This is a genomic window from Roseibium polysiphoniae (genome assembly GCF_014842925.1).
Taxonomy (GTDB): Bacteria; Pseudomonadota; Alphaproteobacteria; order Rhizobiales; family Stappiaceae; genus Roseibium; species Roseibium polysiphoniae.
The window spans coordinates 407150-431440 of record NZ_JACYXJ010000003.1 but is presented as its reverse complement, the minus strand read 5'-3'; the positions used below and the strand labels follow the sequence as shown (position 1 = coordinate 431440).

The 24291-nt window shown below is 57.9% G+C and carries 23 protein-coding genes and 1 riboswitch; of the genes, 5 read left to right on the top strand and 18 right to left on the bottom strand.

Translation table 11 applies throughout. The features are described from left to right. Nucleotides 1–13: 13 nt before the first annotated feature. Nucleotides 14–1198, bottom strand: a complete 1185-nt coding sequence (locus tag IG617_RS08950; protein WP_192108876.1) for an MFS transporter — start codon at nucleotides 1196–1198, stop codon at nucleotides 14–16. Nucleotides 1199–1319: 121 nt separating this feature from the next. Between IG617_RS08950 and IG617_RS08945 the strand changes: the two genes are divergently transcribed. Continuing rightward, nucleotides 1320–2486, top strand: a complete 1167-nt coding sequence (locus IG617_RS08945) for a protein phosphatase CheZ (RefSeq protein WP_192108875.1) — start codon at nucleotides 1320–1322, stop codon at nucleotides 2484–2486. A 76-nt stretch (nucleotides 2487–2562) separates the two neighbouring features. Here IG617_RS08945 and IG617_RS08940 read toward each other — a convergent pair whose 3' ends face one another. From IG617_RS08940 to IG617_RS08930, 3 genes are all read right to left on the bottom strand, one after another. Further along, the gene (locus IG617_RS08940; RefSeq protein ID WP_420826146.1) at nucleotides 2563–3534 is read right to left on the bottom strand and encodes a threonine ammonia-lyase; all 972 of its coding nucleotides are present in this window, start codon (nucleotides 3532–3534) and stop codon (nucleotides 2563–2565) included. Between the two features lie 142 nt (nucleotides 3535–3676). Next, nucleotides 3677–4711 (bottom strand): glycosyltransferase family 4 protein, encoded by a 1035-nt coding sequence (locus tag IG617_RS08935; protein ID WP_192108873.1) that lies wholly within the window; start codon nucleotides 4709–4711, stop codon nucleotides 3677–3679. After that, entirely contained in the window at nucleotides 4708–5508 is an 801-nt protein-coding gene (locus IG617_RS08930) for a UDP-2,3-diacylglucosamine diphosphatase (RefSeq protein WP_192108872.1), read from the bottom strand. The genes IG617_RS08935 and IG617_RS08930 overlap by 4 nt, the downstream gene beginning before the upstream one ends. Nucleotides 5509–5752: 244 nt before the next feature. Between IG617_RS08930 and IG617_RS08925 the strand changes: the two genes are divergently transcribed. After that, entirely contained in the window at nucleotides 5753–6532 is a 780-nt protein-coding gene (locus IG617_RS08925) for an SDR family oxidoreductase (RefSeq protein WP_192108871.1), read from the top strand. Between the two features lie 76 nt (nucleotides 6533–6608). On the opposite strand, the gene IG617_RS08920 is transcribed toward IG617_RS08925, so the two are convergent. From IG617_RS08920 to thiM, 4 genes are all read right to left on the bottom strand, one after another. Further along, on the bottom strand, nucleotides 6609–7892 hold the full coding sequence (locus IG617_RS08920; RefSeq protein WP_192108870.1) for an OmpP1/FadL family transporter: 1284 nt from the start codon (nucleotides 7890–7892) through the stop codon (nucleotides 6609–6611). Between the two features lie 485 nt (nucleotides 7893–8377). Then, on the bottom strand, nucleotides 8378–9487 hold the full coding sequence (locus IG617_RS08915) for a TRAP transporter substrate-binding protein (protein ID WP_192108869.1): 1110 nt from the start codon (nucleotides 9485–9487) through the stop codon (nucleotides 8378–8380). 1 nt (nucleotide 9488) lies between these two features. Beyond that, complete coding sequence (thiD, locus tag IG617_RS08910) at nucleotides 9489–10292, bottom strand: bifunctional hydroxymethylpyrimidine kinase/phosphomethylpyrimidine kinase (RefSeq protein WP_192108868.1); 804 nt, start codon at nucleotides 10290–10292, stop codon at nucleotides 9489–9491. Beyond that, nucleotides 10289–11065, bottom strand: coding sequence for a hydroxyethylthiazole kinase (gene thiM, locus IG617_RS08905; protein ID WP_192108867.1), 777 nt, complete (start codon nucleotides 11063–11065; stop codon nucleotides 10289–10291). Before thiM ends, thiD begins: the two co-directional genes overlap by 4 nt. 80 nt (nucleotides 11066–11145) lie before the next feature. Continuing rightward, nucleotides 11146–11255: riboswitch (TPP riboswitch) on the bottom strand. A 126-nt stretch (nucleotides 11256–11381) separates the two neighbouring features. Here thiM and IG617_RS08900 point away from each other — a divergent pair. Next, nucleotides 11382–11618, top strand: a complete 237-nt coding sequence (locus IG617_RS08900) for an Lrp/AsnC ligand binding domain-containing protein (protein ID WP_192108866.1) — start codon at nucleotides 11382–11384, stop codon at nucleotides 11616–11618. A 2-nt stretch (nucleotides 11619–11620) separates the two neighbouring features. On the opposite strand, the gene IG617_RS08895 is transcribed toward IG617_RS08900, so the two are convergent. Both IG617_RS08895 and IG617_RS08890 read right to left on the bottom strand, forming a co-directional pair. Beyond that, nucleotides 11621–12121: an RES domain-containing protein gene (locus IG617_RS08895; protein ID WP_192108865.1), complete on the bottom strand. Its 501-nt coding sequence runs from the start codon at nucleotides 12119–12121 to the stop codon at nucleotides 11621–11623. A 10-nt stretch (nucleotides 12122–12131) separates the two neighbouring features. Further along, on the bottom strand, nucleotides 12132–13133 hold the full coding sequence (locus IG617_RS08890) for a DMT family transporter (protein WP_192108864.1): 1002 nt from the start codon (nucleotides 13131–13133) through the stop codon (nucleotides 12132–12134). 399 nt (nucleotides 13134–13532) lie between these two features. Here IG617_RS08890 and sbmA point away from each other — a divergent pair, with 399 nt between their 5' ends. After that, nucleotides 13533–14546 carry a peptide antibiotic transporter SbmA gene (sbmA, locus tag IG617_RS08885; protein ID WP_192108863.1) on the top strand — a complete coding sequence of 338 codons (1014 nt, stop codon included), beginning with the start codon at nucleotides 13533–13535 and terminating at the stop codon, nucleotides 14544–14546. A 12-nt stretch (nucleotides 14547–14558) separates the two neighbouring features. On the opposite strand, the gene IG617_RS08880 is transcribed toward sbmA, so the two are convergent. The 6 genes from IG617_RS08880 to IG617_RS08855 all read right to left on the bottom strand — a co-directional run bounded on the left by IG617_RS08880 (nucleotide 14559) and on the right by IG617_RS08855 (nucleotide 22051). Next, on the bottom strand, nucleotides 14559–16634 hold the full coding sequence (locus IG617_RS08880; RefSeq protein WP_192108862.1) for a putative bifunctional diguanylate cyclase/phosphodiesterase: 2076 nt from the start codon (nucleotides 16632–16634) through the stop codon (nucleotides 14559–14561). 181 nt (nucleotides 16635–16815) lie between these two features. After that, nucleotides 16816–19119 carry a xanthine dehydrogenase family protein molybdopterin-binding subunit gene (locus tag IG617_RS08875; protein ID WP_192108861.1) on the bottom strand — a complete coding sequence of 768 codons (2304 nt, stop codon included), beginning with the start codon at nucleotides 19117–19119 and terminating at the stop codon, nucleotides 16816–16818. A 145-nt stretch (nucleotides 19120–19264) separates the two neighbouring features. After that, the gene (locus tag IG617_RS08870; protein ID WP_192108860.1) at nucleotides 19265–20311 is read right to left on the bottom strand and encodes a succinylglutamate desuccinylase/aspartoacylase family protein; all 1047 of its coding nucleotides are present in this window, start codon (nucleotides 20309–20311) and stop codon (nucleotides 19265–19267) included. Then, the gene (rimK, locus tag IG617_RS08865; RefSeq protein WP_192108859.1) at nucleotides 20308–21213 is read right to left on the bottom strand and encodes a 30S ribosomal protein S6--L-glutamate ligase; all 906 of its coding nucleotides are present in this window, start codon (nucleotides 21211–21213) and stop codon (nucleotides 20308–20310) included. Before rimK ends, IG617_RS08870 begins: the two co-directional genes overlap by 4 nt. 41 nt (nucleotides 21214–21254) lie before the next feature. Beyond that, nucleotides 21255–21767, bottom strand: coding sequence for an ATP-dependent zinc protease family protein (locus IG617_RS08860; RefSeq protein WP_192108858.1), 513 nt, complete (start codon nucleotides 21765–21767; stop codon nucleotides 21255–21257). After that, nucleotides 21764–22051 (bottom strand): hypothetical protein, encoded by a 288-nt coding sequence (locus IG617_RS08855; protein ID WP_192108857.1) that lies wholly within the window; start codon nucleotides 22049–22051, stop codon nucleotides 21764–21766. Before IG617_RS08855 ends, IG617_RS08860 begins: the two co-directional genes overlap by 4 nt. 90 nt (nucleotides 22052–22141) lie before the next feature. Here IG617_RS08855 and IG617_RS08850 point away from each other — a divergent pair, with 90 nt between their 5' ends. Continuing rightward, nucleotides 22142–22321 carry a hypothetical protein gene (locus tag IG617_RS08850; RefSeq protein ID WP_192108856.1) on the top strand — a complete coding sequence of 60 codons (180 nt, stop codon included), beginning with the start codon at nucleotides 22142–22144 and terminating at the stop codon, nucleotides 22319–22321. 48 nt (nucleotides 22322–22369) lie between these two features. Here IG617_RS08850 and IG617_RS08845 read toward each other — a convergent pair whose 3' ends face one another. Further along, nucleotides 22370–22969: a c-type cytochrome gene (locus IG617_RS08845; RefSeq protein ID WP_192108855.1), complete on the bottom strand. Its 600-nt coding sequence runs from the start codon at nucleotides 22967–22969 to the stop codon at nucleotides 22370–22372. Then, nucleotides 22969–24222 (bottom strand): PQQ-dependent sugar dehydrogenase, encoded by a 1254-nt coding sequence (locus tag IG617_RS08840; protein ID WP_192108854.1) that lies wholly within the window; start codon nucleotides 24220–24222, stop codon nucleotides 22969–22971. Before IG617_RS08840 ends, IG617_RS08845 begins: the two co-directional genes overlap by 1 nt. Nucleotides 24223–24291: the final 69 nt, after the last annotated feature.

The following is a 24291-nucleotide window of genomic DNA, read 5'->3' as shown; positions in this document are numbered from 1 at the left end:
CTTTAAGGACAAGTCAGACCGCGGGCGAAGCCTCGCCTGCGGCCAGCTTTCTCGACATAAACGGGTGCAGCAGGGCAAGACCGAGCGTCGCAACCATCGAGACGCCCGCCATCGCCCAAAACGGGTATGCCGGGTTCTGCTCAAAAAGCGGACCACAGATCGCCAGGCCAAGCGCCGTCAGGATACCGTTTGACGCGGCCAGGACTCCCTGACCGGTTGCCCCCCATTTCGGCGGAACCAGCCGCGACAGAAAGGCAACTGAGCCAAGGTGCGCCGCGCCGAAACTCAGTCCATGCATCAGCTGAAGCGTCGCCATGGTGACGAAACTGTCCGCCAGCGGGAACAACAGCCACCTGAGAATTCCGCCCGCAGCCCCGACCAGCAAGAAGGTCAAGGGCCCGAAACTCAAGCCGAGACGCCCGGCAACAAAGAAGAGCGCGATTTCGGCAAGCACGCCGATGGACCACAACAGGCCGATGGCAAACTCCGAGATGCCGGCCTGAAGCCAGAACAGCGTCCCAAAGCCATAAAAGGCGGCGTGACTGCCTTGGAGCAATCCGATCACACCTAGGATGCCCAGGAACCAGGGCGACCAAAAAAGCTTCGGGCGCTGGTTTTGCTGAGGTTCATCAGTGTCCTCATCTCGTCCCTGACGCGGCAGTGAGATCGCAACGAAGCCGGTGGAGATCACGCCGAGAACGGTGCCCATAACGATAAGCTGCGAGTTGCCCATGCCCGCAAGCCATCCGCCAAAGACATTGGCCACCACGAAGCCAACCGATCCCCATAGCCGCATGCGCCCATAGTCCGCGCCATGATTACGCACGACATCGAGGGCATAGGCGTCACTGAGCGGAACGATCGGCGACCAGAAGATCATGAGCCCCATCACCGCGATCAGGGCGGTGACCATGCCGCTGCTGGCTATGAAAAATCCGAGGAACGCCGCACCCGCCATAGAGTAGGCAAAGATCGACAAGCGCCGCCGCCCACTGTGATCTGACAGGCCTGTCATGACAGGATTGGCGGCGATACGCACAATTGTTCCTGCACTAAGGATGTAGCCGATTTCAGCCACTGTCAGTCCGCGATCCTCCAGCACAAGCGGGAAAAACGGCAGAAACAAGCCAAACCCAAGGAAATGGCTGGCAAATAGGCCGCCGACGCGTGCCGAAAGGCTCGCTGCGGGTAAAGACATTTTTCTGATCCGGACTTAGCTGACCTAAAGGGATGTTAACGATTTGCCCCCTAGGCTTTTTTGGAAAGTCGTCTGAGTTACGGCAATTCGTGATCAAATGGCAAGCCGAGATAGTCAACATATGCAAACAGCAGAAGAACTTGACGAGCCAGCCCCGATCGGGGAAGCCGAATATGAGACGCTAGAACAGACCCTTCTGGAATCCGATCGCGGACGGAGGTTTCTTGCCGAGTTTCTGAGGCGGAAGAAAACCCCCGAGACCAAGGAAATCCTGACGGCGATCCAGCGTCTCGAAACGACGATGACGCGTCAGAAGAAGGTTCCGAACTTCGATCAGATCCGCCTTGATATCGGCGAAATGCATGATGCGATCGAGCGGACCAAGAACGAGATCGCGAACATCAAGACGGAAGGCGCGGACTCCAACCGCTTCGTCGATGCATCGCATGAACTCGACCTGATCGTCAGCCAGACCGAAGGCGCGACCCAGACCATCCTTGAGGCTGCCGAGCAGATTCAGGAAGAGGCCTGGAAACTGCGCGAAGCCGGCGCCAGCGACGAAACCTGCGATGAGATCGACGCGAAAGCCACCGAGATTTTCATGGCTTGCTCCTTCCAGGATCTGACAGGCCAGAGAACGACGAAAGTGGTTCAGGTTCTGCGCTATCTGGAAAGCCGTATCAACCTGATGATCAACATCTGGGGCATCGAGGAAATGGAAGGCGACCCGAATGCGGGTCCTGTCGATTCCCGCCCAGATTCTCATTTGCTCAATGGCCCTCAGGAAGAGGGTAAAGGCGTCTCACAGAACAACGTCGACGACATGTTTTCCGGCAACGACAGCGCTTCGGAAGGCGATGAGACAGCGGAAACCGCTGATACGATGAGCTTTGACAAGATCGAAACCGACGCGGAAGACGTGGCAGCCGAAAGCGCAGAAGCCAGTGAAGCCGATGTCGATGCGATCATGGCAGCTGCCGGTGAAGACGCGGGCGAGCCCATGGACTCCGATGCCATCGACGCGATGTTCGATCAGCCTGAGACGGAAGACAGCGGCGAAGCCGATGTTGCTGAAGCCATCGCCGAAGCTGAGGACATCCCGCCGGTCGCAGAAGACGCAGGCGAGGAACTCGACGAGGCGGCAGTCGACCAGCTCTTTGATGCCGAGATGACGGAAGCTGTAGCGGATGACGCCTGGGAGCAGACCGAAGCCGAGACAGAGCTCAATGAGGCAAACGACCCCCTCACCCAGCTGAGTGAAGCCGAGCGCCAGGCTCTCTTCAACTAAGTCACATCAAAGATACGTTCAAAAAAGGCGCCAACTCTGGCGCCTTTTCTTTTTTTGAGGGGGCAGTGAACCTGCACTAAAGCGCGAGCGCGCTCTGCAGCATTGCAGGATCGATATTCCCGCCGGTCAGCACCACTGCGACAGTCCGGTCTTTGACATCGAGTTTCCCCGACAAGACTGCCGCCAACGCGACTGCGCCGCCAGGCTCGACCACAATCTTGAGCTCGCGAAAGGCAAATGCGACGGCCTGCAAGGCCTCGTCGTCGCTGACGACAAGGCCGTCACGCGCCAACTCCTTGAGGATCGGAAAGGTAACCTCGCCGGGCGACGGTGTCAGGATCGCGTCGCAAACAGATCCACTGAGCTGACTATTTGTCTCGATATTCCCCGAAGCCAGGGAGCGGGCGTAGTCATCAAAGCCGGCGGGCTCTGCGGTGTAAAAATCGCAATCCGGCAAATCGTAGTGCAGCGCAAGGGCGATACCACTAGCCAGGCCCCCACCGCCGGTGCAAGCCAGGGCAGCCTCGGGCACCTGGCCCATCGCTTTTGCCTGCTTCGCAATTTCCAGCCCCACGGTCGCCTGGCCCGCGATTACACCCGGGTCATTGTAGGGATGAACAAAGGTCGCGCCGGTCCGCGCACAGATCTCGGCGGCAATTGCGTCGCGGTCTTCCTTGCCCCTGTCGAAGGTCACGACCTCTGCACCGAAGGCGCGCGTGCGCTGCAGTTTGATTTCAGGCGCATCAGCAGGCATGACGATCGTGGCACTCATGCCGAGGATCCGGGCAGCCTCAGCCACCCCCTGGGCATGGTTTCCCGATGAACACGCCACCACACCCCTTGCCCGGTCTTCAGGCGCAATCAGGCTGAGGCGGTTGAATGCGCCACGAAACTTGAACGACCCCGTGCGCTGCAGGCACTCGGGTTTGATCAGGACAGTGCCGCCAACGGCCTCATCAAGTGCAGGAGAGCGCAGCAACGGCGTCTCGACAGCATACTGCTGCAGCCGGCCCCGAGCAGCGTCGATGTCCTCGCGTGTAACCATCATGGCCATTGCGACCTTTCATCAATGTCAGATTTCAGTCAGGAAGGGGAAACCCGGCGGCACGTGCCGCCGAGCCCAAGCCTGACCTTAGACCGAACATTGCATCAGGTTAAGTGCCGAAAGCCGATTTTCAATCGTGCGGCTTTCAGGCGGCTTTCGCAGGCGGTTTCACGGAATGGGCAGCTTCTGCGTTTTCAAGAAACTGCCGCGCGCTCGCGGCCCAGGTGTAATTCAGCGCAACCTGTCGGCAATGATCTGCGGGAATATCAAGCGCTGCCAGCGCCGCTTCCTCCAGATTTTCTGACAAGACGCCGGCACCTGTTTCTCCGATCACGTCGAGCGGCCCCATCACAGGGAATGCCGCGACCGGCACTCCGCAAGCCAGAGCTTCCAGCAGCACATTGCCGAATGTGTCGGTCAGGGATGGAAAAACGAACACATCAGCGGACGCGTAATGCGCGGCAAGGTCTTCGCCGACCTTTGACCCAGTGAAATGTGCATCAGGGTACTTGCGCTTGAGACTTTCGAGCTGCGGGCCGTCACCAACGACAACCTTGCTGCCAGGCAGGTCCAGCTCGAGGAAGGCCTCGATGTTCTTCTCAACAGCAACCCGGCCAACATTCATGAAAATGGGGCGGGGAAGATCGGCCGGCAAAACAGACCCTTCAACTGGATGAAAAAGGTTCTCATCGACACCACGTGACCAGCGCTGGAGGTTTGTGAACCCCCTGGCGTGAAGATCATCCTCCAGTGACCGGGTGGCCACCATGCAGCCCTGACCGGAATTGTGGAAGCGGCGCAGCCAGCCATAGGACCAGGACAGCGGGACCGGCAGGCGAGCGGAGACATACTCCGGGAAACGCGTGTGATAGCTGGTCGTAAACGGTTCATTCCGCTTGCGCGCGATGGACGCTGCCATCAGGCCGAGTGGACCTTCCGTGGCGATGTGAAGGTGGTCACAGCCATGGGCATCAATCCGGCGGCGCACCATGCCCTTGTGAGCGAGCGACAGCCGAATTTCAGGATAGGTCGGACACGGCAGCGTGCGGAAATCAGCAGGCGTGAGAAATTCCACACGCACGCCGATTTTTTCGAGCTCACCCGCAGTGCGTTCGAGTGAACGCACGACGCCGTTGATTTGAGGATGCCATGCATCCGTGACGATCAAGATAGAACTCATGCGGCGACCGACTGTTCCTTCACCGGCACCACCTCTCCTGCCGTTGTCGGCTTGACCCATCGGATCACCTCGAATGTACCATCGTGATGTTCAGCAACCGCAGTACAGCTTTCCACCCAGTCGCCAGTATTGATGTAGTGAATACCGTTCATTTCCTGATCAGCAGCATGGTGGATGTGGCCACAGATCACGCCGTCAACACCCTGGCGCCGCGCTTCGTCGGACAATGTCTCTTCGAAACGGCCGATGAAGCTGACGGCGTTTTTCACCTTCAGCTTGGCCCAGGCAGACAGGGACCAATACGTCAGGCCGAGCCGGCGGCGCAGGACATTAACCCAGGTATTGAGACCAAGGGCGGTCGTGTAGGCCTTGTCGCCAAAGAAGGCGAGCCACTTGGCGTGGCGGATGACGACGTCAAACTGATCGCCGTGGATCACAAGATACCGGCGGCCGTCCGCGCTTTCGTGAACAATGCTGTCAGTGACTTCAACACCGCCAAAATGCGTCCCGAGAAAGCCTCTCAGGAATTCATCGTGATTGCCCGGGATATAGATGACGCGCGCGCCCTTCCGGCCTTTGCGGAGGATCTTCTGCACCACGTCATTATGTGCCTGGGGCCAGTACCAAGCCCGCCTCAGGCGCCATCCATCCACAATATCGCCGACGAGATAAACAGTCTCGGCATCATTGGACTTCAAGAAGTCAAGCAACATGTCCGCCTGGCACCCTCGTGTGCCAAGATGAATGTCTGATATGAACAGGGCCCGGTAGTGCCGCGACTCCGATGGCTGCGCCATTGGCTTCACTCCAATCATTTAATTGGGGCGCTTTAGACGCGATTCAGGTTGCACAATTATGACAGTGCGCCAATCCACCAAATTTCCCTTAGGGAAGAGCGATAATAAAACCTGATATCCAGCTCGTTCACGGGGCCTATACCCAGGTCGATGCACTTGCATGTCCTGCTGCGCCAGACGTATGAGAAGGGCGAACGAAGCACCAAACAGGTGCTTTCTTTCCATTTTCAGGGAGGCTGATCCAATGGATCTTGGCATATCAGGCCGGAAGGCCATCATCTGCGCATCAAGCCGGGGGCTCGGCAAGGGCTGCGCCATGGCGCTCGCGGAAGCCGGCTGCGATGTCGTTCTCAACGGACGCAGCGAAGCCGCGCTGAATGCGACAGCTGAGGAAATCCGCGCAAAATTCGACGTGACCGTAACCGCCGTGGCGGCGGATGTCTCCACCGCAGAAGGGCAAAAAGAACTCCTGGCAGCGTGTCCAAACCCGGACATTCTGGTCAACAACAACGGAGGCCCGCCGCGCAAGGATTACAGCACGCTCGATCGCGGCGCGATGGTTTCAGGCGTCATTCAGAACATGGTCACACCAATCGAACTGGTGCAGGCAGTCATCGACAACATGTGCGACCAGGGCTTCGGACGGATCGTCAACATCACCTCCATGTCGGTGCGCATGCCGATTGAAGGTCTCGACCTTTCTTCTGGCGCTCGCGCCGGCCTGACAGCGTTCCTCGCCGGCGTCAGCCGTCAGGTCGCCGGCAAGGGCGTCACCATCAACAACATCCTGCCCGGCAAGATGGATACCGACCGTCTACGCGGCGGCTTTGAACGTGCGGTCGAGCAGAGCGGCAAGACCATGGACGAAGTCCGAGCGGCACAAGCAGCCGAGATCCCCGCCAAACGCTTTGGCAATCCCGAGGAGTTCGGCCAGACCTGCGCTTTCCTCTGCTCCATTCACGCCGGCTACATCACCGGACAGAACGTCCTCCTTGACGGCGGTCTCTATCCCGGCGCCTTCTGAAGACACGCATACCGACGACAAAAAGCCCGGCGCGCCAAGCGCGCCGGGCTTTTTAGCTTTCAGTGTCTCGCTCAGCTTAGAACGTGTAGCGCAACGAAGCAGAAAAAATGTCTACAGAGGAATCGACCGAACCGACCAGGCTACCCTTGGTGGCCGAGTAGTCCTGATGACCCGGAACGATTTCGATGTCCGTGTCTGTGCCGAAGATATGCGTGTAACCGATATCCAGGGAAAGATGGTCGTTGTAGTTGTAGGATCCACCCGCACTGACCCAGATGCGATCGTTGTCCGGCAGCCGTGCCGAACGGATCTCTGTTGAAATCGGCGACCACTCGTAGGCAGCACCGGCGCGGAGCGTGATCTTGTCGTTGAAATCGTATTCACCGCCGATCGAGAGGAAATACCCATCGTCATAGTTGAACGGCAGCGTCGTCAGCTGGGCATCGCCGAGATCTGACAAAAGCACCTTAGGCGCTTCGAGACGGCTCCAGTTCGTCCATTCGAACGTTCCCAAGAGACGGAAATTGTCGGTGATCCGCTGCTTCGCTGACAGGGTAACCATCTCGGGCGTGATCAGCTTGGTCTTGATGCCATATGTGCCTGCAGGAAGACCGCCGCTTGCGACTGGCAAGGAAACCGTTCCACCAAGGTCATGAGCAACAGAAGACCGGAAGCCCAAGCCGATTTCCGTTCCAGCCAGCGGCTTCACCGTCACACCAGCTGTAAACCCGACACCCATGCTGGTGCCCTGAAGTGCGGTTGTCCCCGGAGACAAGTTAGGAGCAGCAGCCGAATTGGTGAGACGCACATCGATGTACTGAACCTGCGCACCGACGGCGACCGAAACCATTTCATTCAACTTAAAGCCGACGATCGGGTTCGCGTTGATTGAGAAAACCTTCGAGGACCGGTTATAGCCAGCGCCGGACCAATCGCCGTCTTTCGGCTTCGTCGAAAGCCCGTATGGAGCGTTGATACCAAGGCCAATGAACGTTGTGTCACTGAGCTTGTAGGCCGTGTAGGTCGCCCCGATCCATGCATCTGAGCCGATATCTCCCGTGGCGACACCGACAGGCGTGCCAAGAACCGTATTCGTTCCATCGATATCCGCCTGCGGCACAATAAAGCTGTTATGCGCCTCGAAGGTGAGACCGTCCTTGGCGCCGGTAATTGTCGCCGGGTTCCAGAAAACGGATGAGATCGAAGGACCGGTTGTGCCGTTACCGGCAAAGGATGTGCCCTGATAGTACGAGCTCTGCTCACGCAGAGCGAAGCCACCTGCAAAAGCAGAGCCGGCGACCAGAGACGCCGCGATAGCTGTCGACGTAAAGAGAGTTATTTTGTTCGTTGCCCACGACATTTTTGTTGCTCCCAAACTCCCCCTCCCACGGAGGATTTCCAAACATGTCTCAAGTCTTGCGGGGGTTCAGGGCTCAGATCAACAGGCATATGACGTTTACGTAACGACACACCTTTTTACGCTGCGATGCAATATGAAGGATCGATGAAGGAGCCTACCGATACTTATGGCGATATCTATTTCTACTTACGCTTAAAACCGTCGGTATTTACCATTAGGTTGACGCAACTCATAACAATTGCATAATTAATAGGCAAATTTTCTTTGTAATTTACCGAGCTCACTTTCCACGGAAAAGTTGCAGAAAGGCCACAATATTGCAGAGAGTTTCTCGCGCTGGACACACTCGGGGCTCGGAAATGACACGGGATCCTTTGCCCTAAAAGCCGCGTCAGCCCTTGGATTGCGGCAGCTGGGAGAGGCAAAGTCAGCCAGAAAATTGCTGACAAGCCGCCGGAGGTTTTCCGGCGGCAAGACATGGAGGATCAGGCCTCACCATCGCGCGCTGTGAGAAACCGGCGCACGGCAACCTCACTCCAGGGCGACAGCCGAGCTTTGGCCGCTAGGAAGCTGGCATAGATCCTGCCACTCAACGGATCCTTCGCAGCAAACTCTTCCAGCACCTCGACCGAGGTCGACCGCAGGGCATCGAGAACCTCATCCGGGTAAAACTTGATCTCGACGCCATCGTTTTCCTGTAGAGCCTGAAGGCTCGCGGCATTCTCCCACTCGCTTTCGGCAAGTGCTCTGCCGTTCTCGGCCCGGCAGGCTTCAAGCACGATGGCCCTGAGATCTTCCGGCAAGCCCTCCAGCGCCGTCTTGTTGAAGAGTGCCTCGCCGGTGCCGTTGGGTTCATGGAAACCCGGCGCATAATAGGACTTGGTCACTTTCTGGAACCCCATGGCCCGGTCGCTCCAGGGGCCGAGGAATTCTGTTGCGTCCAACACCCCGGTCTGCAGGGCCTGATAAAGTTCGCCCGGCGCCAGGTTAACCGGTGTCGCACCGAGCCTGCGCATGACTTCACCGCCAAGGCCGGGCATACGGATCTTCAAACCCTTCAGATCCGCAAGGCCATTGATTTCGCGCTTGTACCAGCCGCCCATCTGCACCCCGGTGTTTCCGGCCATAACGGGCTTGATGTTGAACGGCGCATAGAGCTCATCCCAAAGCGCCTGGCCGCCGCCCTGTTCGATCCAGGTGATGTGTTCCTGAGGCAGGAGACCAAAGGGGATTGCCGTAAAGAAGACGGCAGCGGGTGCTTTTCCCTGCCAAAAGAAAGAGGCCGTGTGGCCCATGTGTGCAGTCGCCGACGACACCGCATCGAAAACCCCGAGCGCTGGCACCAGCTCGCCCGCAGCATAGAGACGCACACGCATGCGGCCGCCGGACATCAAACCGATCCGGTCGCAAATCCGCTGGGCAGTCACGCCCGGACCTGGAAGGTTCTTCGGCCAGGACGTCACCATCTTCCATTCGATGGTTGCGCCCCCCTCATCTGCCAGCGCAGGGGACGCCAATGCACCACCAGCGGCCCCGACGGCCAGCCCAAGCGCCGTTCTGCGCGAAAGGTGTGAGGTGTGAGACTTGCCGCTCATGTTACGATCTCCAGAATGCATGGAAGTGATGGACGGGGCCGTGGCCTGCGCCGATGTTCAACTGGTCGGCGGACGAGATCGCCGCGCTGACGTAGGCCTTCGCTTGAGAGACCGCGTCGACGAGCCCGAGACCTTTTGCAAAGCCGGCCGCAATGGCCGACGAAAGCGTGCAGCCCGTACCGTGGGTATTCGACGTCTCTATTCGCGGTGCGCGGAACCAGTGCGTGACGTCTTCACTCATCAGAAGGTCAGCGCTCTCGGAACCCGTGCCATGCCCTCCTTTGACAAGCACGGCCTTCGCGCCCGCCGCCAGAAGACGTTCGGCCTGGCTCGCCATGTCTGCTTCGGTCTCGGCCATATCGGATCCAAGCATCCGCGCAGCCTCGTGAAGGTTCGGCGTGATGAGATCAGCGACTGGAACCAGACGCTCTATCAACACCTCAACCGCTTCATCGGCGAGCAGAGGATCGCCTGAGGCCGCCACCATCACCGGGTCGACGACGACAGGTCCGGTTTGATGCGCGGCGAGGCCATCAACGACTGTCTGGATCACTTCCGGTCGCGACAACATACCGATCTTGGTGGCGTTGACGGCAAGATCGGAAAATACTGCATCCATCTGCGCGCGAATAAAGTCGGGCGGAACATCCTGGATGCCGGTCACGCCGAGGGTATTTTGGGCAGTAAGGGCTGTCAGGACACTCGCGCCATAAACACCATTTGCGGAAAAGCTCTTCAGATCGGCCTGAATCCCGGCACCACCACCAGAATCCGAACCCGCGATCGTGACGGCAATCGCAGTCATGCATGCCTCCCTTCTCTTTGTTCGATGATATTCAGTCGTTTGGAGATCTCTTGCCCGTCGAGCAGGTAAAGCGCATCCAGAAGCGCTGGCACCAGGGAGCCGGGGCCAGCTGCCTGTTCGGCTGCGATTTCGCCGGCAATATTGAAAACCGAAACGCCCATGGCGGCGGCGATGACCGGATCTGTCTCGACCGCAAGAAACGCAGCCATCACCGCGCCGCCCGCACATCCGGTCGCCGTCACCCGGGCAAGAAGCGGATGTCCGTTGCCAAGCCGGAGTGTACGGCCACGTTCCCCCACCACGTCTTCCGCACCAGTCATCGCAAGGATGGCACCAGACTCTGCAAGCGCATCGAACGGTTCACGAGAGGGAAACAACGCCGCCATTTCATCCCTGTTGGCCCGCAAGAGCGTGGGCCGTTCCTGCAGGAGATCCCGGGCGAAAGTGCAGCGAATTTCAGAGCGGTTGACAAAAACCGGGTCGAGAACGATCGGGCGCTTCGCTTCCTGCGCGGCACGAAGAGCAATGGGGATAGCAAGCCGCCTGGTCTCGTCTAGCGTTCCCAGATTGATCAGCAGGGCATCCGCGCTTGAGGCGAAGCCGGCGACTTCCTCCGGAGCAATCGTCATCGATGGTACTGCGCCTAAGGCCAGCAGGACATTTGCCGTGAAGGATTGCGCGACTGCATTTGTGATGCAGTGGATGCGCGGTGTCGCACGTCGTAAAGCCCCGAGGGCTTCGGCGATACGGTCACTCGTAAGGGAGGAGGTCATAGCGATCAAAGAACCCCTCCCCGTAAAACGTTAAGGGGATAGGTCATGACACCAGACGAAATTGATAGGGCCGAAGCCTTGAGCATACTCATCTCAAATCCCTCCGCCGGTATGAGCCGGATCAGGTTCAAGGAGTTGGCCGTTTGCCTCTCAGCCCGATCCGTAACGCCGGGCACCCCCATGAGATGTTGAGACAGCTAGCAAGTCGTCAGATCGAATGCAAGCCCTCGCACCGAGCACCAGGTATGCAGCCGGAATTGACTGCCACGGCCAAATCGGTCATGCCGAGGGCAACAGACACATTCTGGAGCTCGCCATGACGCCCTTCTTCGTAATGATCAAATGCAAACTCGGCGAAACCTACAAGGTGGCCAATGCCATCGCGGATGCAGAGATCGCTTCGGAAATCTATTCCACGAGCGGCGACTACGATCTTCTCGTCAAATTCTACGTCGAAGATGGCGCCGACATCGGCCACTTCGTCAACGAAAAGGTCCATCCGGTAGCCGGCATCCATGACACCAAGACAGTCATCACCTTCAAGGCGTTTTGAGGTCAGCTGAAGTCGCACGTGAGTCGGATTGGCTTCGGACTACCGATGGAACGAACCTTTGGCCCATCACCTTCGTTCCATCGGAACAGTGTAACGTGCCAAAGCCCCGGCCTGCGGCGCGACGGGTCGATAAGCCCGTCAAAACCAGCCTTCCTGATCTCGTCGGCAGCACTCCATGAAGGAGGCGTCGCACCGGCCTCAAGTGGCGCAATCCAAGGCTGACGCGCCAGTTCATATAGTTCCGCTGCATCTGGATGACGGAGGTCACACAACCGGCAATCGGAAAGATCGAAGGTCAGCAGCACGCGCTCTGACGTCTCCGGCGTCACATATTGACCGATGGCCACTCTTGCGCTGAGTTCGTCAGGACTCAGATAGAGGGCATCTTGCCCTTTGCGATTGAAGCGTGCCGCAGGCCTTTCCAGCTCTCCCCTGCGCAGGACCTTGTCATGCTCCTGCGCAAGAGCGATTTTGACAAGCTGGCCGTTTAAAACCCTCAGCACAGCATCCGCCCTAAGACCTCGAAGGCGTAGAGGCGCGCCGGTTCTTGGTCCGGTCCAGTCCGAGCCTGTGTTCGCGGTAGATGACAAACACGCCTGCGGCGATCACGATTGCAGCTCCTGCCAGCACCTCCGGCACGGGGATTTCCGCAAAAAGGAAATAGCCCAAAGCAACGGCCCAGATCATGTTTGCATAGTCGAAGGGCGCGATGGTCGAGGCGTCCGCAAAGCGGTAGCTCTGGGTCAGCAGGATCTGTCCAACACCTCCCGACAGACCGACGAGCAGCAACAACCCGAAGGTCTCAAGGTCAGGCATCACCCAGGCCTGAGATGGAATGAGCCAGCCGAGCGGGATCGTTACGAACGACAACACAGTCGCCGACCCCGAGAACCAGGTTACGATCGTTGACGTGCGCTCGCTCTCGCAAAGCTTGCGAACGAAAATCATTGCCATGGCCGCAAACAGCGCAGCCATGGCCCCGCACATGGCGCCGATTGTCTGACTGTCGCCAAACTCGCCTTCACCAAGGTGCGGAGACAGAATGATCAAGATGCCAAGCAAGCCGACCCCGACAGCAGACCAGCGGTAGACGCGGACCTGTTCGCCCAACACCGCCCAGGCGAGAACAACCACGATGAGCGGCGTCGCAAAGCCGATCGCCGTGGCATCGGGCAGCGGCAACAGGGAAAACGACGTGAAGGCAAAGATCATGGCCGCAATGCCAACGGCAGAGCGCCCCATGTGACTGAGCGGGCGGCTCGTTCGAAAGGCGATCACGAGCTCGCCTCTGAACGCGACCATGATCAGAACAGGCCACATTCCGAAGAAATTGCGTGCAAATACAATCTCGCCGATCGGGATGGTCTCAGAGGCGACCTTGAGCGCCACCACCATGATCGAAAAGACCAGGGTGGATGCCAACTTCAGGGAAATTCCAAGGAGGGGGGCAACACGTGTAAGGCCCGCCGATGCAGGAGCGTCCGAAGACTTCGAGGCTGCGCTGGAGAGCGCCATAAGTCACATCCAAAAGGGTCCGACGCGAGATCAATGAGTCAGAGCGGGGCGTCGGGCCCGTAGAGCCACTCTGTCTTTCAAATCTGATGGCCGAGCTGGCAATCAACTGTCAGCGAGGATGGAACCTGAATTCTGGGCAGACTGCCGCAGCAAACCACCAGAGAAAATCCGGAGGGAAATCGGCAAGCAGTTGTCTGCACACCAGATCACAATCAGGATAGCCAAGCCCTGCGCGCGGTGCAATGTGCGCCGCGATCATCACCGAACTTTGAAATCTTCCCGGTTCTACACAGCTTTCCGCGAAAAAGTGAAGTTTTGCCGACTTGGGGCCATGGTCCTTGCGCCTATATTTACGCAGGCTTTGCAAGTGCGAATGACGAATCGAAAGGATGAGCCCGCATGTTTCGTTCCTTCTTCCAGAATCCAAAGTGGTTCTTGTGGGCATACATCGGCTCTGTGCTGATCCTCGGAGTGACCTGGTACAAGGTGCAGCTCGACGTTCAGATCAATGAATGGTTCGGCAGCTTCTACGATATTGTCCAGAAATCCCTCAGCGAACCGGGCAGCATCACATTTCCCGAATATATGGCGGAAATGATGACTTTCTTCCGCATCGCAGGGATCTACATCGTCATTGCGGTGATCCTGGATTTCTTCATCAAGCACTTCATTTTCCGTTGGCGCACGGCGATGAACAACTACTACATGAGCCACTGGCAGGTGGTGCGGCACATAGAAGGCGCATCCCAACGCGTTCAGGAAGACACCATGCGCTTTGCGCGCATCATGGAAGGGCTTGGCGTTTCCTTCATGCGTTCGATCATGACCCTGATCGCGTTTTTGCCATTGCTCTGGACCTTGTCAGAAAATGTCACCGAGTTGCCCTGGATCGGAGCTGTTTCGCACTCGCTGGTCTATGTCGCCATTCTGTCAGCGGCTTCGGGCACCGTGCTGCTGGCGGCAGTCGGTTTCAAACTGCCCGGCCTTGAATTCCAGAACCAGAAGGTCGAAGCGGCCTATCGCAAGGAACTCGTCTATGGCGAGGACAATGAGGAACGTGCGGATCCACCCTCGGTCGCCGAACTGTTCGGCAATGTGCGGAAGAACTACTTTCGCCTCTACTTCCACTATCTCTATTTCGATGTTGCGCGCTGGTCTTACCTGCAGGCGACGGTTCTCGTCCCCTATATCGCACTCGGCCCCACGATCATCAGCGGCGCCATCACGCTTGGCGTAATGCAGCAGATTGTTCGCGCGTTTGGCCGCGTGGAAAGCTCGTTCCAGTATCTCGTCAACGCCTGGACCACCATCGTCGAATTGATATCGGTCTACAAACGCCTGCGCGCATTTGAAGGCCATATCTGGGAATTCGAAAAGAACGGCGGCGAGCCGGTTGAAATGGCAGCAGAATAGCGCCTGCCAAATCTATGTCGGTGTGGCGACCAGATCCACGCTCGGCAGGACGGATTCTTTTTCGCCGCGCTCGGAATCCATAAGCGCGATACATTCATCGAGACGCAGCGGCTTTCCAAAAAGATAGCCCTGCACGGATTGGCAGCCTTCCTGGAGCAGGAAGGACAATTGATCCTCTGTTTCGACACCTTCCGCCAGGACCGGGATCTTCAAGCTGGTTCCGAGCAGTATTGTCGATTTGACGATTGCGGCGGACTGTTTGTTCGCAGTCAAGCTCATTATGAACCCGCGATCGATCTTGATCTTGTCGAACGGGAAATTCTGCAAGGTCGACAGCGACGAATAACCGGTGCCGAAATCATCCATCGCGACACTGACGCCGAGCTTCTTGAGATCGAGAACGACCTTGAGCGCATGAGCCTGATCGGCGATCAATCCGCTCTCCGTCAGTTCAATCTCGAGCCGGGCTGGCGCCAGACTGGTCCGTGCCAGGACAGCCGCAACCTGCTGGGATAGCGTCGATTGAGCGATCTGAAGCGCCGAGACATTCACAGCCACAGAGTATTGCTCCGGCCAGGCAGCCGCCGCGGTGCAGGCCTCTTCCAGAACCCAGGCTCCAATGTCGAGAATAAGGCCTGTCTCTTCGGCAATCGGAATAAATTCGGTCGGCGACACCAATCCGCGCTCGGGATGTTTCCAACGCACCAGCGCCTCGAAGCCCTTCAGGCTACGGGTTCGCGTGTCATTCTGTGGTTGGTAATAAAGCTCAAGCTCGCCGTTCTGGATGGCCGACTTGAGGTCAAGCGCGATCGAGGCACGCGAACGGCTTCGTTCTTCCATTCCCTCGCAATAGAACGCCAGTCTGTCGCCGCCATCAGTCTTCGCGCTATAGGCAGCCAAATCGGCCCTCGTCAGCAATTCATCGGCCGCCAAACCATCGCGGGGCGCCCGGGAAATGCCAACACTCCCACCGATCTTTACCACCTGATTTTGCCAATCAAACGGGCGCGCAATCTCACTGCGCAACCTGTTTGCAAAGGGCAGAATTTCCGCTTCATCGGCAACGCCAGACTTATAGGCGACAAATTCATCGCCCCCGATCCGTGCGACAAACTCCCCGTCGCCAAGCAGCAGCTTCAGCCGCCGGCCGAGATCGGCCAGAAGAGCGTCTCCAGCACCATGCCCATGCAGGTCGTTCACATCCTTGAAGCGATCAAGATCGATCGCCAGGACCGCGAGCATGCTGCTGTCCCGGACGTTCAAGAGTTCCTCTTCCAGCTGATGCCGGAGATAGGTGCGGTTCGGCAATTGGGTCAGAGGATCATGCATCGCCAGATGCTGATAGGTCGCGGTTGCCTCGGCCATATTCCGCGTGTCGATCACGAACGCACTGCCAACCGTGGCGATGATCACCAAGGTCACACCAACGACCGCAGCCAGCATGACGTCATCCGACAACGCCTGCGCCGGGATCGAGACCCCGGAAAGCGGCACCACGGTGATGGCCGTCATACCGATGAAATGCATCAGCACGATCGCCAGGATCATGACCGAAGCAGCCTGGACAATGCCAGATACACCCTTGCCCGTATGCGCGAGAACGAGGGCCGCGGCCCCCAACCCTCCCCCAAGCACCACCGACCAGGCGACAAAGGACACGTCCCACTTGAGGATGCCCGTGACCAGATAGGCTTCCATCCCAAGGTAGTGCATCACCGCGATGCCCATCCCAAACACGGCCCCTCCTATCAACGGAAAACCGATCGACCTGCCTTGGGAGGCCAGCAGAAAGGCCAAGCCGCTGGTCAAGATTGCGCAGCCAAGCGAGATGAGGGTGAGAGTCGGCTCAAAGGTTCTGCCGAGCGGAACGATATAGCCCAGCATCGCAGAGAAATGTGTCGTCCAGATCGTTGCTCCGCCAACTAGCGCGACGAGAAACAGCCATAGGTAGCGTTTGCTTCCCCGGCTCGACCGGAGCCGCGAATAAAGATTTACGGTGAGAAATGCACCCAAAATACAAACAAGCGCGGCAAGCAACGTAAACCGAGCTTCATGCGCAACCGCAATGCAAGAAAGTACTAAAAACATAAGGAGAGCGCCCTGTCGAAACGAGAGAAGTGAGCGGCCTCCCTCCCTTGATCGCCGGCACCTCACTACACGCGACGGTATACTCAGTTTACTAAGACTTCGTATCCAGACTATGGAGAATTACGTATATCGAGGCGAAAGTTAGGCCCCTCTCGCCTCGAAAATATCGCAAGGCAAAATCCTAGGACTTCTGCGCCTGGATCGCTTCCCACACGCGTGACGGGGTTGCCGGCATATCGATGTGGTCCACACCTGCCCCATCGCGCAGCGCCTTCTGGACTGCATTCATGATGGACGCGCATCCACCGATGGTGCCAGCCTCCCCGGCCCCCTTGATGCCCATCGCGTTGGTGGTCGACGGAATGTTACGGGTCTGGAAGTTGAAGTCTGGCAGGTCTCCGGCCCGGATCAGTTGATAGTCCAGCAGTGACGCTGTCAGCAGCTGACCTTCCTCGTCGTAGACCGTGCGCTCGCACAAGGCCTGACTGATCGCCTGTGCCGTTCCGCCCTGAACCTGGCCTTCCAGGAGGATCGGATTCACCGTGACGCCGAAGTCATCGACAATCACATAGTTCTCAACCGAAACGTTGCCCGTCTCCGGGTCGATCTCAACCTCAGCAATGTGCGTTCCATTGGGATAGGTCGCCTCAACCTGCTTGACCTCTTCCTGGCCAAACAGTTTCTGGGGCGCATTGGCTGCAACCTCGGCCAGGGTGACCTGGCGGTCCGTTCCCACAACCCGGACATCGCCGCCGACCAGCTCCAGATCCTCGGGCCCCACCTCGAGTTGTTCTGCCGCCTGGTCCTTGATCTTCTTCACCAGCGTCTTGGACGCTTCATTCACGGAAGGAAGGCCAAGCGGAATGGACCGCGAACCACCGGTCCCGCCGCCCTTGCGCACGCGGTCCGTATCGCCCTGGATGACCTCGATCTTTTCAAGATCCAGTCCGAGCTGTTCCGCAATGATCTGACCATAGGACGTGGCGTGTCCCTGGCCGTTGGTCTGGGTTCCGATCAAAAGCGTCACGGTTCCATTGCCGTTGAGTTCCACAGTCGCTTCCTCACCACCGGGGAAAGCGCAGGCCTCGATGTAGGAACACATGCCGATGCCGCGGAATTTGCCGTTGTCTGCACTCGCTTTTTGCCGCGCCTCGAACCTGGACCAGTCCGCCACCTCCATGGCCTTGTCCATGTGGCCGGCAAAATCACCCGTGTCATAGAGCCGGCCCGTCTGTGTGGTGTAGGGCAGGTTCTCGGCGGCAACAAAATTCCGGCGGCGTATTTCCGCTGACCCCAGTCCTGTCTCCGCCCCGGCCTTCTCGATCAGCCGCTCGATCAGATAGGCCGCTTCAGGCCGCCCTGCTCCACGGTAGGCATCCGTCGGCACGGTGTTCTCATAGACGCCGGTCGCCGTCACCCAAAGCGCAGGCACGTCGTAAAGGCCGGTCGACATGGAGGTGCCGACGAAGGGAATGAAGGGCGCGTACTGGTGGAGGTAAGCCCCCATGGAGGCCAGAACGTCGATTTTCAGGCCAACAATCTTCGCGTCCTTGTCAAGCGCCAGTTCGGCATATGTGACGTTGTCACGACCGTGGGCGTCGGTGACGAAATGATCCATCCGCTCGCCCGTCCACTTGACGGGTTTGCCAAGACGCTGCGCAGCCGTCAGACAGAGCGGATATTCCCGGTAGGTAAACATCTTGGTGCCAAAGCCGCCGCCCACTTCAGGGGTAACGATCCGCAGCTTGTCCTCGTCAATGCCGAGGATGTCGTTGCAGATCACACTGCGCATGCCATGACCGCCCTGGGTTCCAGCCGTCAGAGTGAAACGCTCCTGCTCTGGATCAAATTCGGCAACACATCCGCGTGGCTCCATGTAATTGGCGACCAGACGGTTGTTGATCAGCTTGATGGAGACCACACGGTCGGCAGCCTCGAATGCCGCGGCACATTTGTCTTCATCGCCATGGCCAAGAACAAACGCCTTGTTTGACCCGTATTCAGGCCAGACCAGCGGCGCATCGCCCTGAAGTGAGGTCTCAATTCCGACGGCAACATCAAGCGGCTCGTAGTCCACCTCGATCAATTCGGACGCAGACTTCGCGGTGTTCACGCTGTCAGCGACAATGAAGGCGATCGCATCGCCAACATATCGAACCGTGTCGGAACACAAGACAGGCTGTGGCGGACAGGCGTGAGACGTACCGTCGACCTGTTTCATCACCGCCTTGGTCGGCATCGGTTTCAGGTCCGATACATCCTCTGCCGTCAGCACCATCGCGACACCAGGAACCGCGCGTGCCTCTTCCAGGCCGCTCAGCGAGATTTTCGCATGGGCCATGGCGGACCGCAGAACGTGGGCGTGAAGCGCACCAGCCGGCGCATAGTCATCCGTATAGATACCATGGCCGGTAATCAGCTTGGCATCTTCCTTCCGGCGCACGGGCGCGCCAATACCGAATTTGGCCGGGATCATCTGGTCCATGAAGATGGCATCCTGCTGTTCTGACTGAAAAGCGCCGGCGCCTCTAAGGTTCGAAACATGCACCGGCCAAGTTTTGACTAGTCAAAACATAGTCGTTGCAAAGGCTTCAAGCCAGAGGCTCGATGCGTTTTCCCGCAGTGCACAGTCAGATAATCTCATCCTCGTCGAATAGCGGGTCCGCTTCCAGCTGCGAGTTCAGGCTATCGAGCGTGCGCTCCGGATCATCCTTGCGCCGGACTTCGGCAATATGAAACAGGCCGTCCCCTTCATTAAGGACGGGCAAATTGGTCCGGCCAATGATCAAGCCATCCTCAGGCGCCTCGATTTCCTTTTCGACTTCGCCGAAAGGATCGGAGACAATCCCAAGCAGATCACCAGCATAAACAACCTCGCCGATGGATTTGAATGTACGCAAGAGACCGCCTGCAGGTGCTCTCACCCAGGAACTGGCCGAGGTCTGGATCGAAGGAACCTTTGGCCGGGCAATACCTTTTCCAGACACCATTTCCAGCTTGCGCAAAACGCGCAGTATTCCCGAAACACCTGCACGGATGGCCATTTCATCGAAGCGCAGGCCCTCTCCAGCTTCGTAAAGCAGAATGTCGACCCCCTTCTCCTGAGACGCCTGACGCAAGGATCCCTCACGCAGTTTGGAAGTCAGGATCACCGGCGCGCCAAAAGCCTCGGCGAGCAGCATCGTGTCCGGCCGTGATGGTGAGACACGTATCTGTGGTAGATTGGTCCGGTGAATGGCAGCTGAGTGAAGATCGATGCCGCAATCACACCTGCTGACGATTTCAGTCATGAACAGGTTCGCGAGGCGACCTGCAAGTGAACCCCGAACGCTTCCTGGAAAGCTGCGATTGAGATCGCGCCGATCTGGCAAGTACCTGGAATGGTTCAAGAATCCAAATGAATTCACAATCGGGATCACCAGCAGTGTGCCTTTAAGGTTGTCAAGATTGGGTGCGCGCAGGATCCTGCGCGCGATCTCGACTCCAATCACCTCGTCGCCGTGCACCGCAGCGCTGACGAAGACAACGGGACCAGGCCGCCGGCCGTGCACCACATGCACAGACATGGTCACCGGCGTATGATCTGAAAGCACACTTACCGGAAGATCGATCGTCACCCGGGTAACAGGCGCAATTCGATGTGTGCCGATCTCAAACGGCTCGCGGGCCTTTGTCATCCTTTGCCGCGGGTTTTGGTTTTCCCGGCCTCGGCATGCTTCATGATAAACTCGATGATCTTGCCCGCGACATCAATACCAGTGGCCTTTTCCACGCCTTCCAGGCCCGGAGAAGAGTTCACTTCCATGACCACCGGCCCGTGGTTCGCGCGCAACATGTCTACGCCGCAGACATTGAGCCCCATGGATTTCGCAGCACGAACCGCAGTTGACCGCTCTTCCGGTGAAATCTTAATCGCCTGGGCGCTGCCGCCCCGGTGCAGGTTGGAACGGAATTCACCTTCCGCGCCAGTACGCTTCATGGCCGCGATCACCTTGCCGCCGACGACCAGTGCACGAATGTCGGTACCGCCGGACTCCTTGATGAACTCCTGAACCAGGATATTCACGTTGGCACCGCGGAAAGCCTCGATCACGGACTTTGCAGAACGCTCAGTATCGGCAAGAACCACACCGATCCCCTGGGTACCTTCCAGCAGCTTGATCACCACAGGTGCGCCACCAGCCGTTTTCAGAACCTCTTCGGTCATCTTCGGGTCATGGGCAAAGGTCGTCACAGGCAGGCCAATTCCGTCGCGAGCAAGCAGCTGCATGGAGCGCAGCTTGTCGCGCGAACGGCCAATGGCGACGGACTCGTTGAGGGGATAGACGCCCATCATCTCGAACTGGCGAAGCACTGCCAGACCGTAGAAAGTGACAGAGGCACCAATACGCGGAATCACGGCATCATAACCGATCAACTTCTCACCATTGTAAAAGATCTCTGGACGGCGCGATGCAATGTTCATGTAACACCGCAGCGTGTTGATGATGTCCAGCTCATGACCACGCTCTTCGGCTGCTTCTTTCAAGCGACGGTGCGAATATAGGTCAGGGTTACGTGCCATCATTGCAATTTTCACAGGCTTTCTCCTTCAGAAAGTCTTCCGTCGGGTGTCGCGACTTATTCTACTGGCACCAACACAGCGCTACGCAGTCGATCAGATGGCTGCTTTAGCTCAACAGGTTTGCCTGCAAGGAATGATTTACCCGGGTTGACGAGCACCCGCCGATTGCGGATTGCAGTCCGCCCTAGGATCATGTCGAGCCCCATGTTTTCCCTGTTCGCCAGCGAGACTTCGACATGCCAGCGGTGCCTGCCGAGAACCAGAAGTGTCTCGATCACAAGGCGCTGCTCGGGAATGCCGCTGGTATTCTTGATCAAGCGCTCGTCGAAGATGGGGGCTTCGATCCGCATGTCCCGGTGATATCTCGAACCAGGCACGCGAAAACGAACCCATCTTCGTGTCTCGCGCTCAAAGACCTCCTGCTGGTCCGCATGAATCGCAGAGGTTCTTGCGCCTGTGTCGATCTTTGCTCGCATGCCCGTGACCCCAAGCTCTGGCAGAGCAACGATTTCACGCCAGCCGATGACGTCCGGCTCTCTTCTTGATCGCCCGACTTTGCCCTCTCTCATTCAAGGCAATCCTCATTGGCTCGACGATAGTTCACGAAGGTGTTCGCGCTCGTGACAACGAAGAAGCTATCCATGTCGATCAGCACATATCCCTTCTCGAGCATCGCGCGGGTCAGCTCTTTCACGTCGTCCTCATACAGCCGACGTCTACCCGCGATATCACGCACAAGCTTTGCCGGAATGCGATATCGCCCGCCCTTCTTCCCCGTTCCGCCAAAAGGCTGATCGTAAAGCGCGACAAGCTTGGCAACTGTTTGCTCGATAAATTCCGCTGACTCACTCATGAGATTTTATCTACATAGATAAAATTATTTTGTCTATGTAAAATTTTTATGTGAAAATGTGAGGAAAATCAGTTCCCACCAGACATCTGGATGGAATTACAGATAACAATCGTCGAGCACCGGGGCGGCACGCAGGAAGACAGCCCGCATGGCATCGCAAGCGGTGCGTCAGCCCGGTCGAATGAAGCAGCTTTTCATTGGGAATTCGGTGATCGCAGTCACCTGGTGCCTTGCGAGGCTTTAAGAGAAGCTCCTCGACGGGAGCTGTGAAACGCCAAATGCCCCTGAATGATCGACGCCCCGTGTGTTGAAAGCTCACTACTTTGCGGGCTCGATCGTCAGGTCGATGTCCGCATACCATTCTGCCAGGCTGCGAATGTCCTCATTGCTGAGGTCGGCCGCGATTGCCGACATGATCTCATGGCTACGCTTTCCGGTTCTGAAGGCCTTCAGCTGCGTATCGATATACATCACCGTCTCGCCGGCGAGATTTGGAGCATCTTCGAGCTCCGACAGCCCCGCCGCACCGTGACACGCAACGCAGGCTTCCGGCGCTGCGTCTTCGGAAACACCTTGTGGCAGCGACGCAAGCGCTATCTGACTGGCGTACCATGCTGCCAAATCCGCAATTTGTTGATCCGTCAGGGATTTGGCCACGACACTCATCATTTCATGAGTACGCGTTCCATCCCGAAAAGCCGTCAGCTGATGAACGAGGTAGGGCGCAGGCTCGCCGCCAATATGAGGCGCGATCGGAATGCGGGCATAGCCGTCCACGCCATGGCAGGTCCGGCACATGCCCGCTGCCTTTCGCCCGGCTGCCGGATCACCGACAATCGCCTCATCAGCCAGCGCGTGGCTCGCGAACGCCTGGGCGAGGAAAACCCCGCCCAGAACACATGCACGTCGAAACAGCATCAGTTGCCCTCATACCAAATGCGGTAGATCGCTCCGGCAAGGTCATCGGACACCAGAATGGACCCGTCACGCAACTGCACGACATCCACCGGGCGGCCGAGATACTCATCGTTTTCGTCGATCCATCCCTCGGCGAAGCTTTCCGTGGTGGCATTGCCTTCGTCATCAACGAAGGTGACCATCACGCGGGCCCCGACCGGTGTCGTCCGGTTCCAGGATCCGTGCTGGGCTGAGAAGATGGCGTTCTTGTATTTCGCGGGGAACATCTTGCCACTGTAGAAGCTCATACCAAGATCGGCGGCGTGAGCGACCTGCTCGGCAGCAGGCATGACCACATCCACCGGCACTTCTTCGTTCTTGTATTCGTTGGTGCGGGTGTCACCGCCGCCATACCACGGGAAGCCAAAGTGCTGGCCCATGGCGGTCTGGCGGTTGATTTCGCCAGGAGGGATGTCATCTCCCATGCCATCCACCTGATTGTCGGTGAACCAGAGTTCTCCGGTTTCAGGATGGAAGTCATGTCCGACCGAGTTGCGGATACCGTAGGTATAGACTTCACGGTTGGTGCCATCGGTGTTCAGCCGGATCATCCCGCCGATGCCGGTTTCTTTGTAGAGGTCCAGCTTTTCGGGCGGCGAGACGTTGAAGGGCTGTCCGAGCGAAATATAGATCTTGCCATCCGGCCCGATTTTGCAGACGCGGGCCGTGTGGTTGTAGCTCTCCTCCGACTGCGGGATCAGATCCCCCTGCTTGACCACGTTGAAGGCGGCCACATCCGGGCTTTCATAGAAAAACTCGGCGGCCGGATAGACCAGAACCCGGTTCTGCTCGGCGATATAGAGAAAGCCATCCTTGGAGAAACACGGTCCATTTGGGATCGCGAACTTGAGTGAAGGCGCGAAGTCCTTCACTTCATCCGCCACCCGGTCCTTGTTGCGGTCGGTGACCGACCAGACCTTGTCCTTGCGGGTGCCGACGAAGGTGACAATGCCTTGCGGACCAACGGCCATGTGCCGGGCGTCAGGAACAATCGCATAAAGTCCGATCTTGAACCCGTCCGGCAGGGATATCCGCTCGAGGGTCTTCTTGATGCCGTCGGCATACTCGCCCTTTTGCTCGATGTAGGTGAACTCGGTGACACCCGTGGACTGAAAGTTGGACAGCTTTTCCAGATTGTCAGGCACCGGGGCCTGGGCCAAAGCCACCCCCGAACCCATGAGCACGCTCACTGTAGCCAATAAAATCTTCTTCATTACTTCCTCCCAGTTACGTCTTCAGACGTGCGTTCGGGGCGGCCTCACGAGAGGCCGCCCCTATTGAAA

What these genes read in the sequence shown, in the direction of transcription:
- IG617_RS08950 (WP_192108876.1), bottom strand. Translation starts at nt 1,198, where the DNA reads ATGTCTTTACCCGCAGCGAGCCTTTCGGCACGCGTCGGCGGCCTATTT.
- IG617_RS08945 (WP_192108875.1), top strand. Translation starts at nt 1,320, where the DNA reads ATGCAAACAGCAGAAGAACTTGACGAGCCAGCCCCGATCGGGGAAGCC.
- IG617_RS08940 (WP_420826146.1), bottom strand. Translation starts at nt 3,534, where the DNA reads ATGATGGTTACACGCGAGGACATCGACGCTGCTCGGGGCCGGCTGCAG.
- IG617_RS08935 (WP_192108873.1), bottom strand. Translation starts at nt 4,711, where the DNA reads ATGAGTTCTATCTTGATCGTCACGGATGCATGGCATCCTCAAATCAAC.
- IG617_RS08930 (WP_192108872.1), bottom strand. Translation starts at nt 5,508, where the DNA reads ATGGCGCAGCCATCGGAGTCGCGGCACTACCGGGCCCTGTTCATATCA.
- IG617_RS08925 (WP_192108871.1), top strand. Translation starts at nt 5,753, where the DNA reads ATGGATCTTGGCATATCAGGCCGGAAGGCCATCATCTGCGCATCAAGC.
- IG617_RS08920 (WP_192108870.1), bottom strand. Translation starts at nt 7,892, where the DNA reads ATGTCGTGGGCAACGAACAAAATAACTCTCTTTACGTCGACAGCTATC.
- IG617_RS08915 (WP_192108869.1), bottom strand. Translation starts at nt 9,487, where the DNA reads ATGAGCGGCAAGTCTCACACCTCACACCTTTCGCGCAGAACGGCGCTT.
- thiD (WP_192108868.1), bottom strand. Translation starts at nt 10,292, where the DNA reads ATGACTGCGATTGCCGTCACGATCGCGGGTTCGGATTCTGGTGGTGGT.
- thiM (WP_192108867.1), bottom strand. Translation starts at nt 11,065, where the DNA reads ATGACCTCCTCCCTTACGAGTGACCGTATCGCCGAAGCCCTCGGGGCT.
- IG617_RS08900 (WP_192108866.1), top strand. Translation starts at nt 11,382, where the DNA reads ATGACGCCCTTCTTCGTAATGATCAAATGCAAACTCGGCGAAACCTAC.
- IG617_RS08890 (WP_192108864.1), bottom strand. Translation starts at nt 13,133, where the DNA reads ATGGCGCTCTCCAGCGCAGCCTCGAAGTCTTCGGACGCTCCTGCATCG.
- sbmA (WP_192108863.1), top strand. Translation starts at nt 13,533, where the DNA reads ATGTTTCGTTCCTTCTTCCAGAATCCAAAGTGGTTCTTGTGGGCATAC.
- IG617_RS08880 (WP_192108862.1), bottom strand. Translation starts at nt 16,634, where the DNA reads ATGTTTTTAGTACTTTCTTGCATTGCGGTTGCGCATGAAGCTCGGTTT.
- IG617_RS08875 (WP_192108861.1), bottom strand. Translation starts at nt 19,119, where the DNA reads ATGGACCAGATGATCCCGGCCAAATTCGGTATTGGCGCGCCCGTGCGC.
- IG617_RS08870 (WP_192108860.1), bottom strand. Translation starts at nt 20,311, where the DNA reads ATGACAAAGGCCCGCGAGCCGTTTGAGATCGGCACACATCGAATTGCG.
- IG617_RS08860 (WP_192108858.1), bottom strand. Translation starts at nt 21,767, where the DNA reads ATGAGAGAGGGCAAAGTCGGGCGATCAAGAAGAGAGCCGGACGTCATC.
- IG617_RS08855 (WP_192108857.1), bottom strand. Translation starts at nt 22,051, where the DNA reads ATGAGTGAGTCAGCGGAATTTATCGAGCAAACAGTTGCCAAGCTTGTC.
- IG617_RS08850 (WP_192108856.1), top strand. Translation starts at nt 22,142, where the DNA reads ATGGAATTACAGATAACAATCGTCGAGCACCGGGGCGGCACGCAGGAA.
- IG617_RS08845 (WP_192108855.1), bottom strand. Translation starts at nt 22,969, where the DNA reads ATGCTGTTTCGACGTGCATGTGTTCTGGGCGGGGTTTTCCTCGCCCAG.
- IG617_RS08840 (WP_192108854.1), bottom strand. Translation starts at nt 24,222, where the DNA reads ATGAAGAAGATTTTATTGGCTACAGTGAGCGTGCTCATGGGTTCGGGG.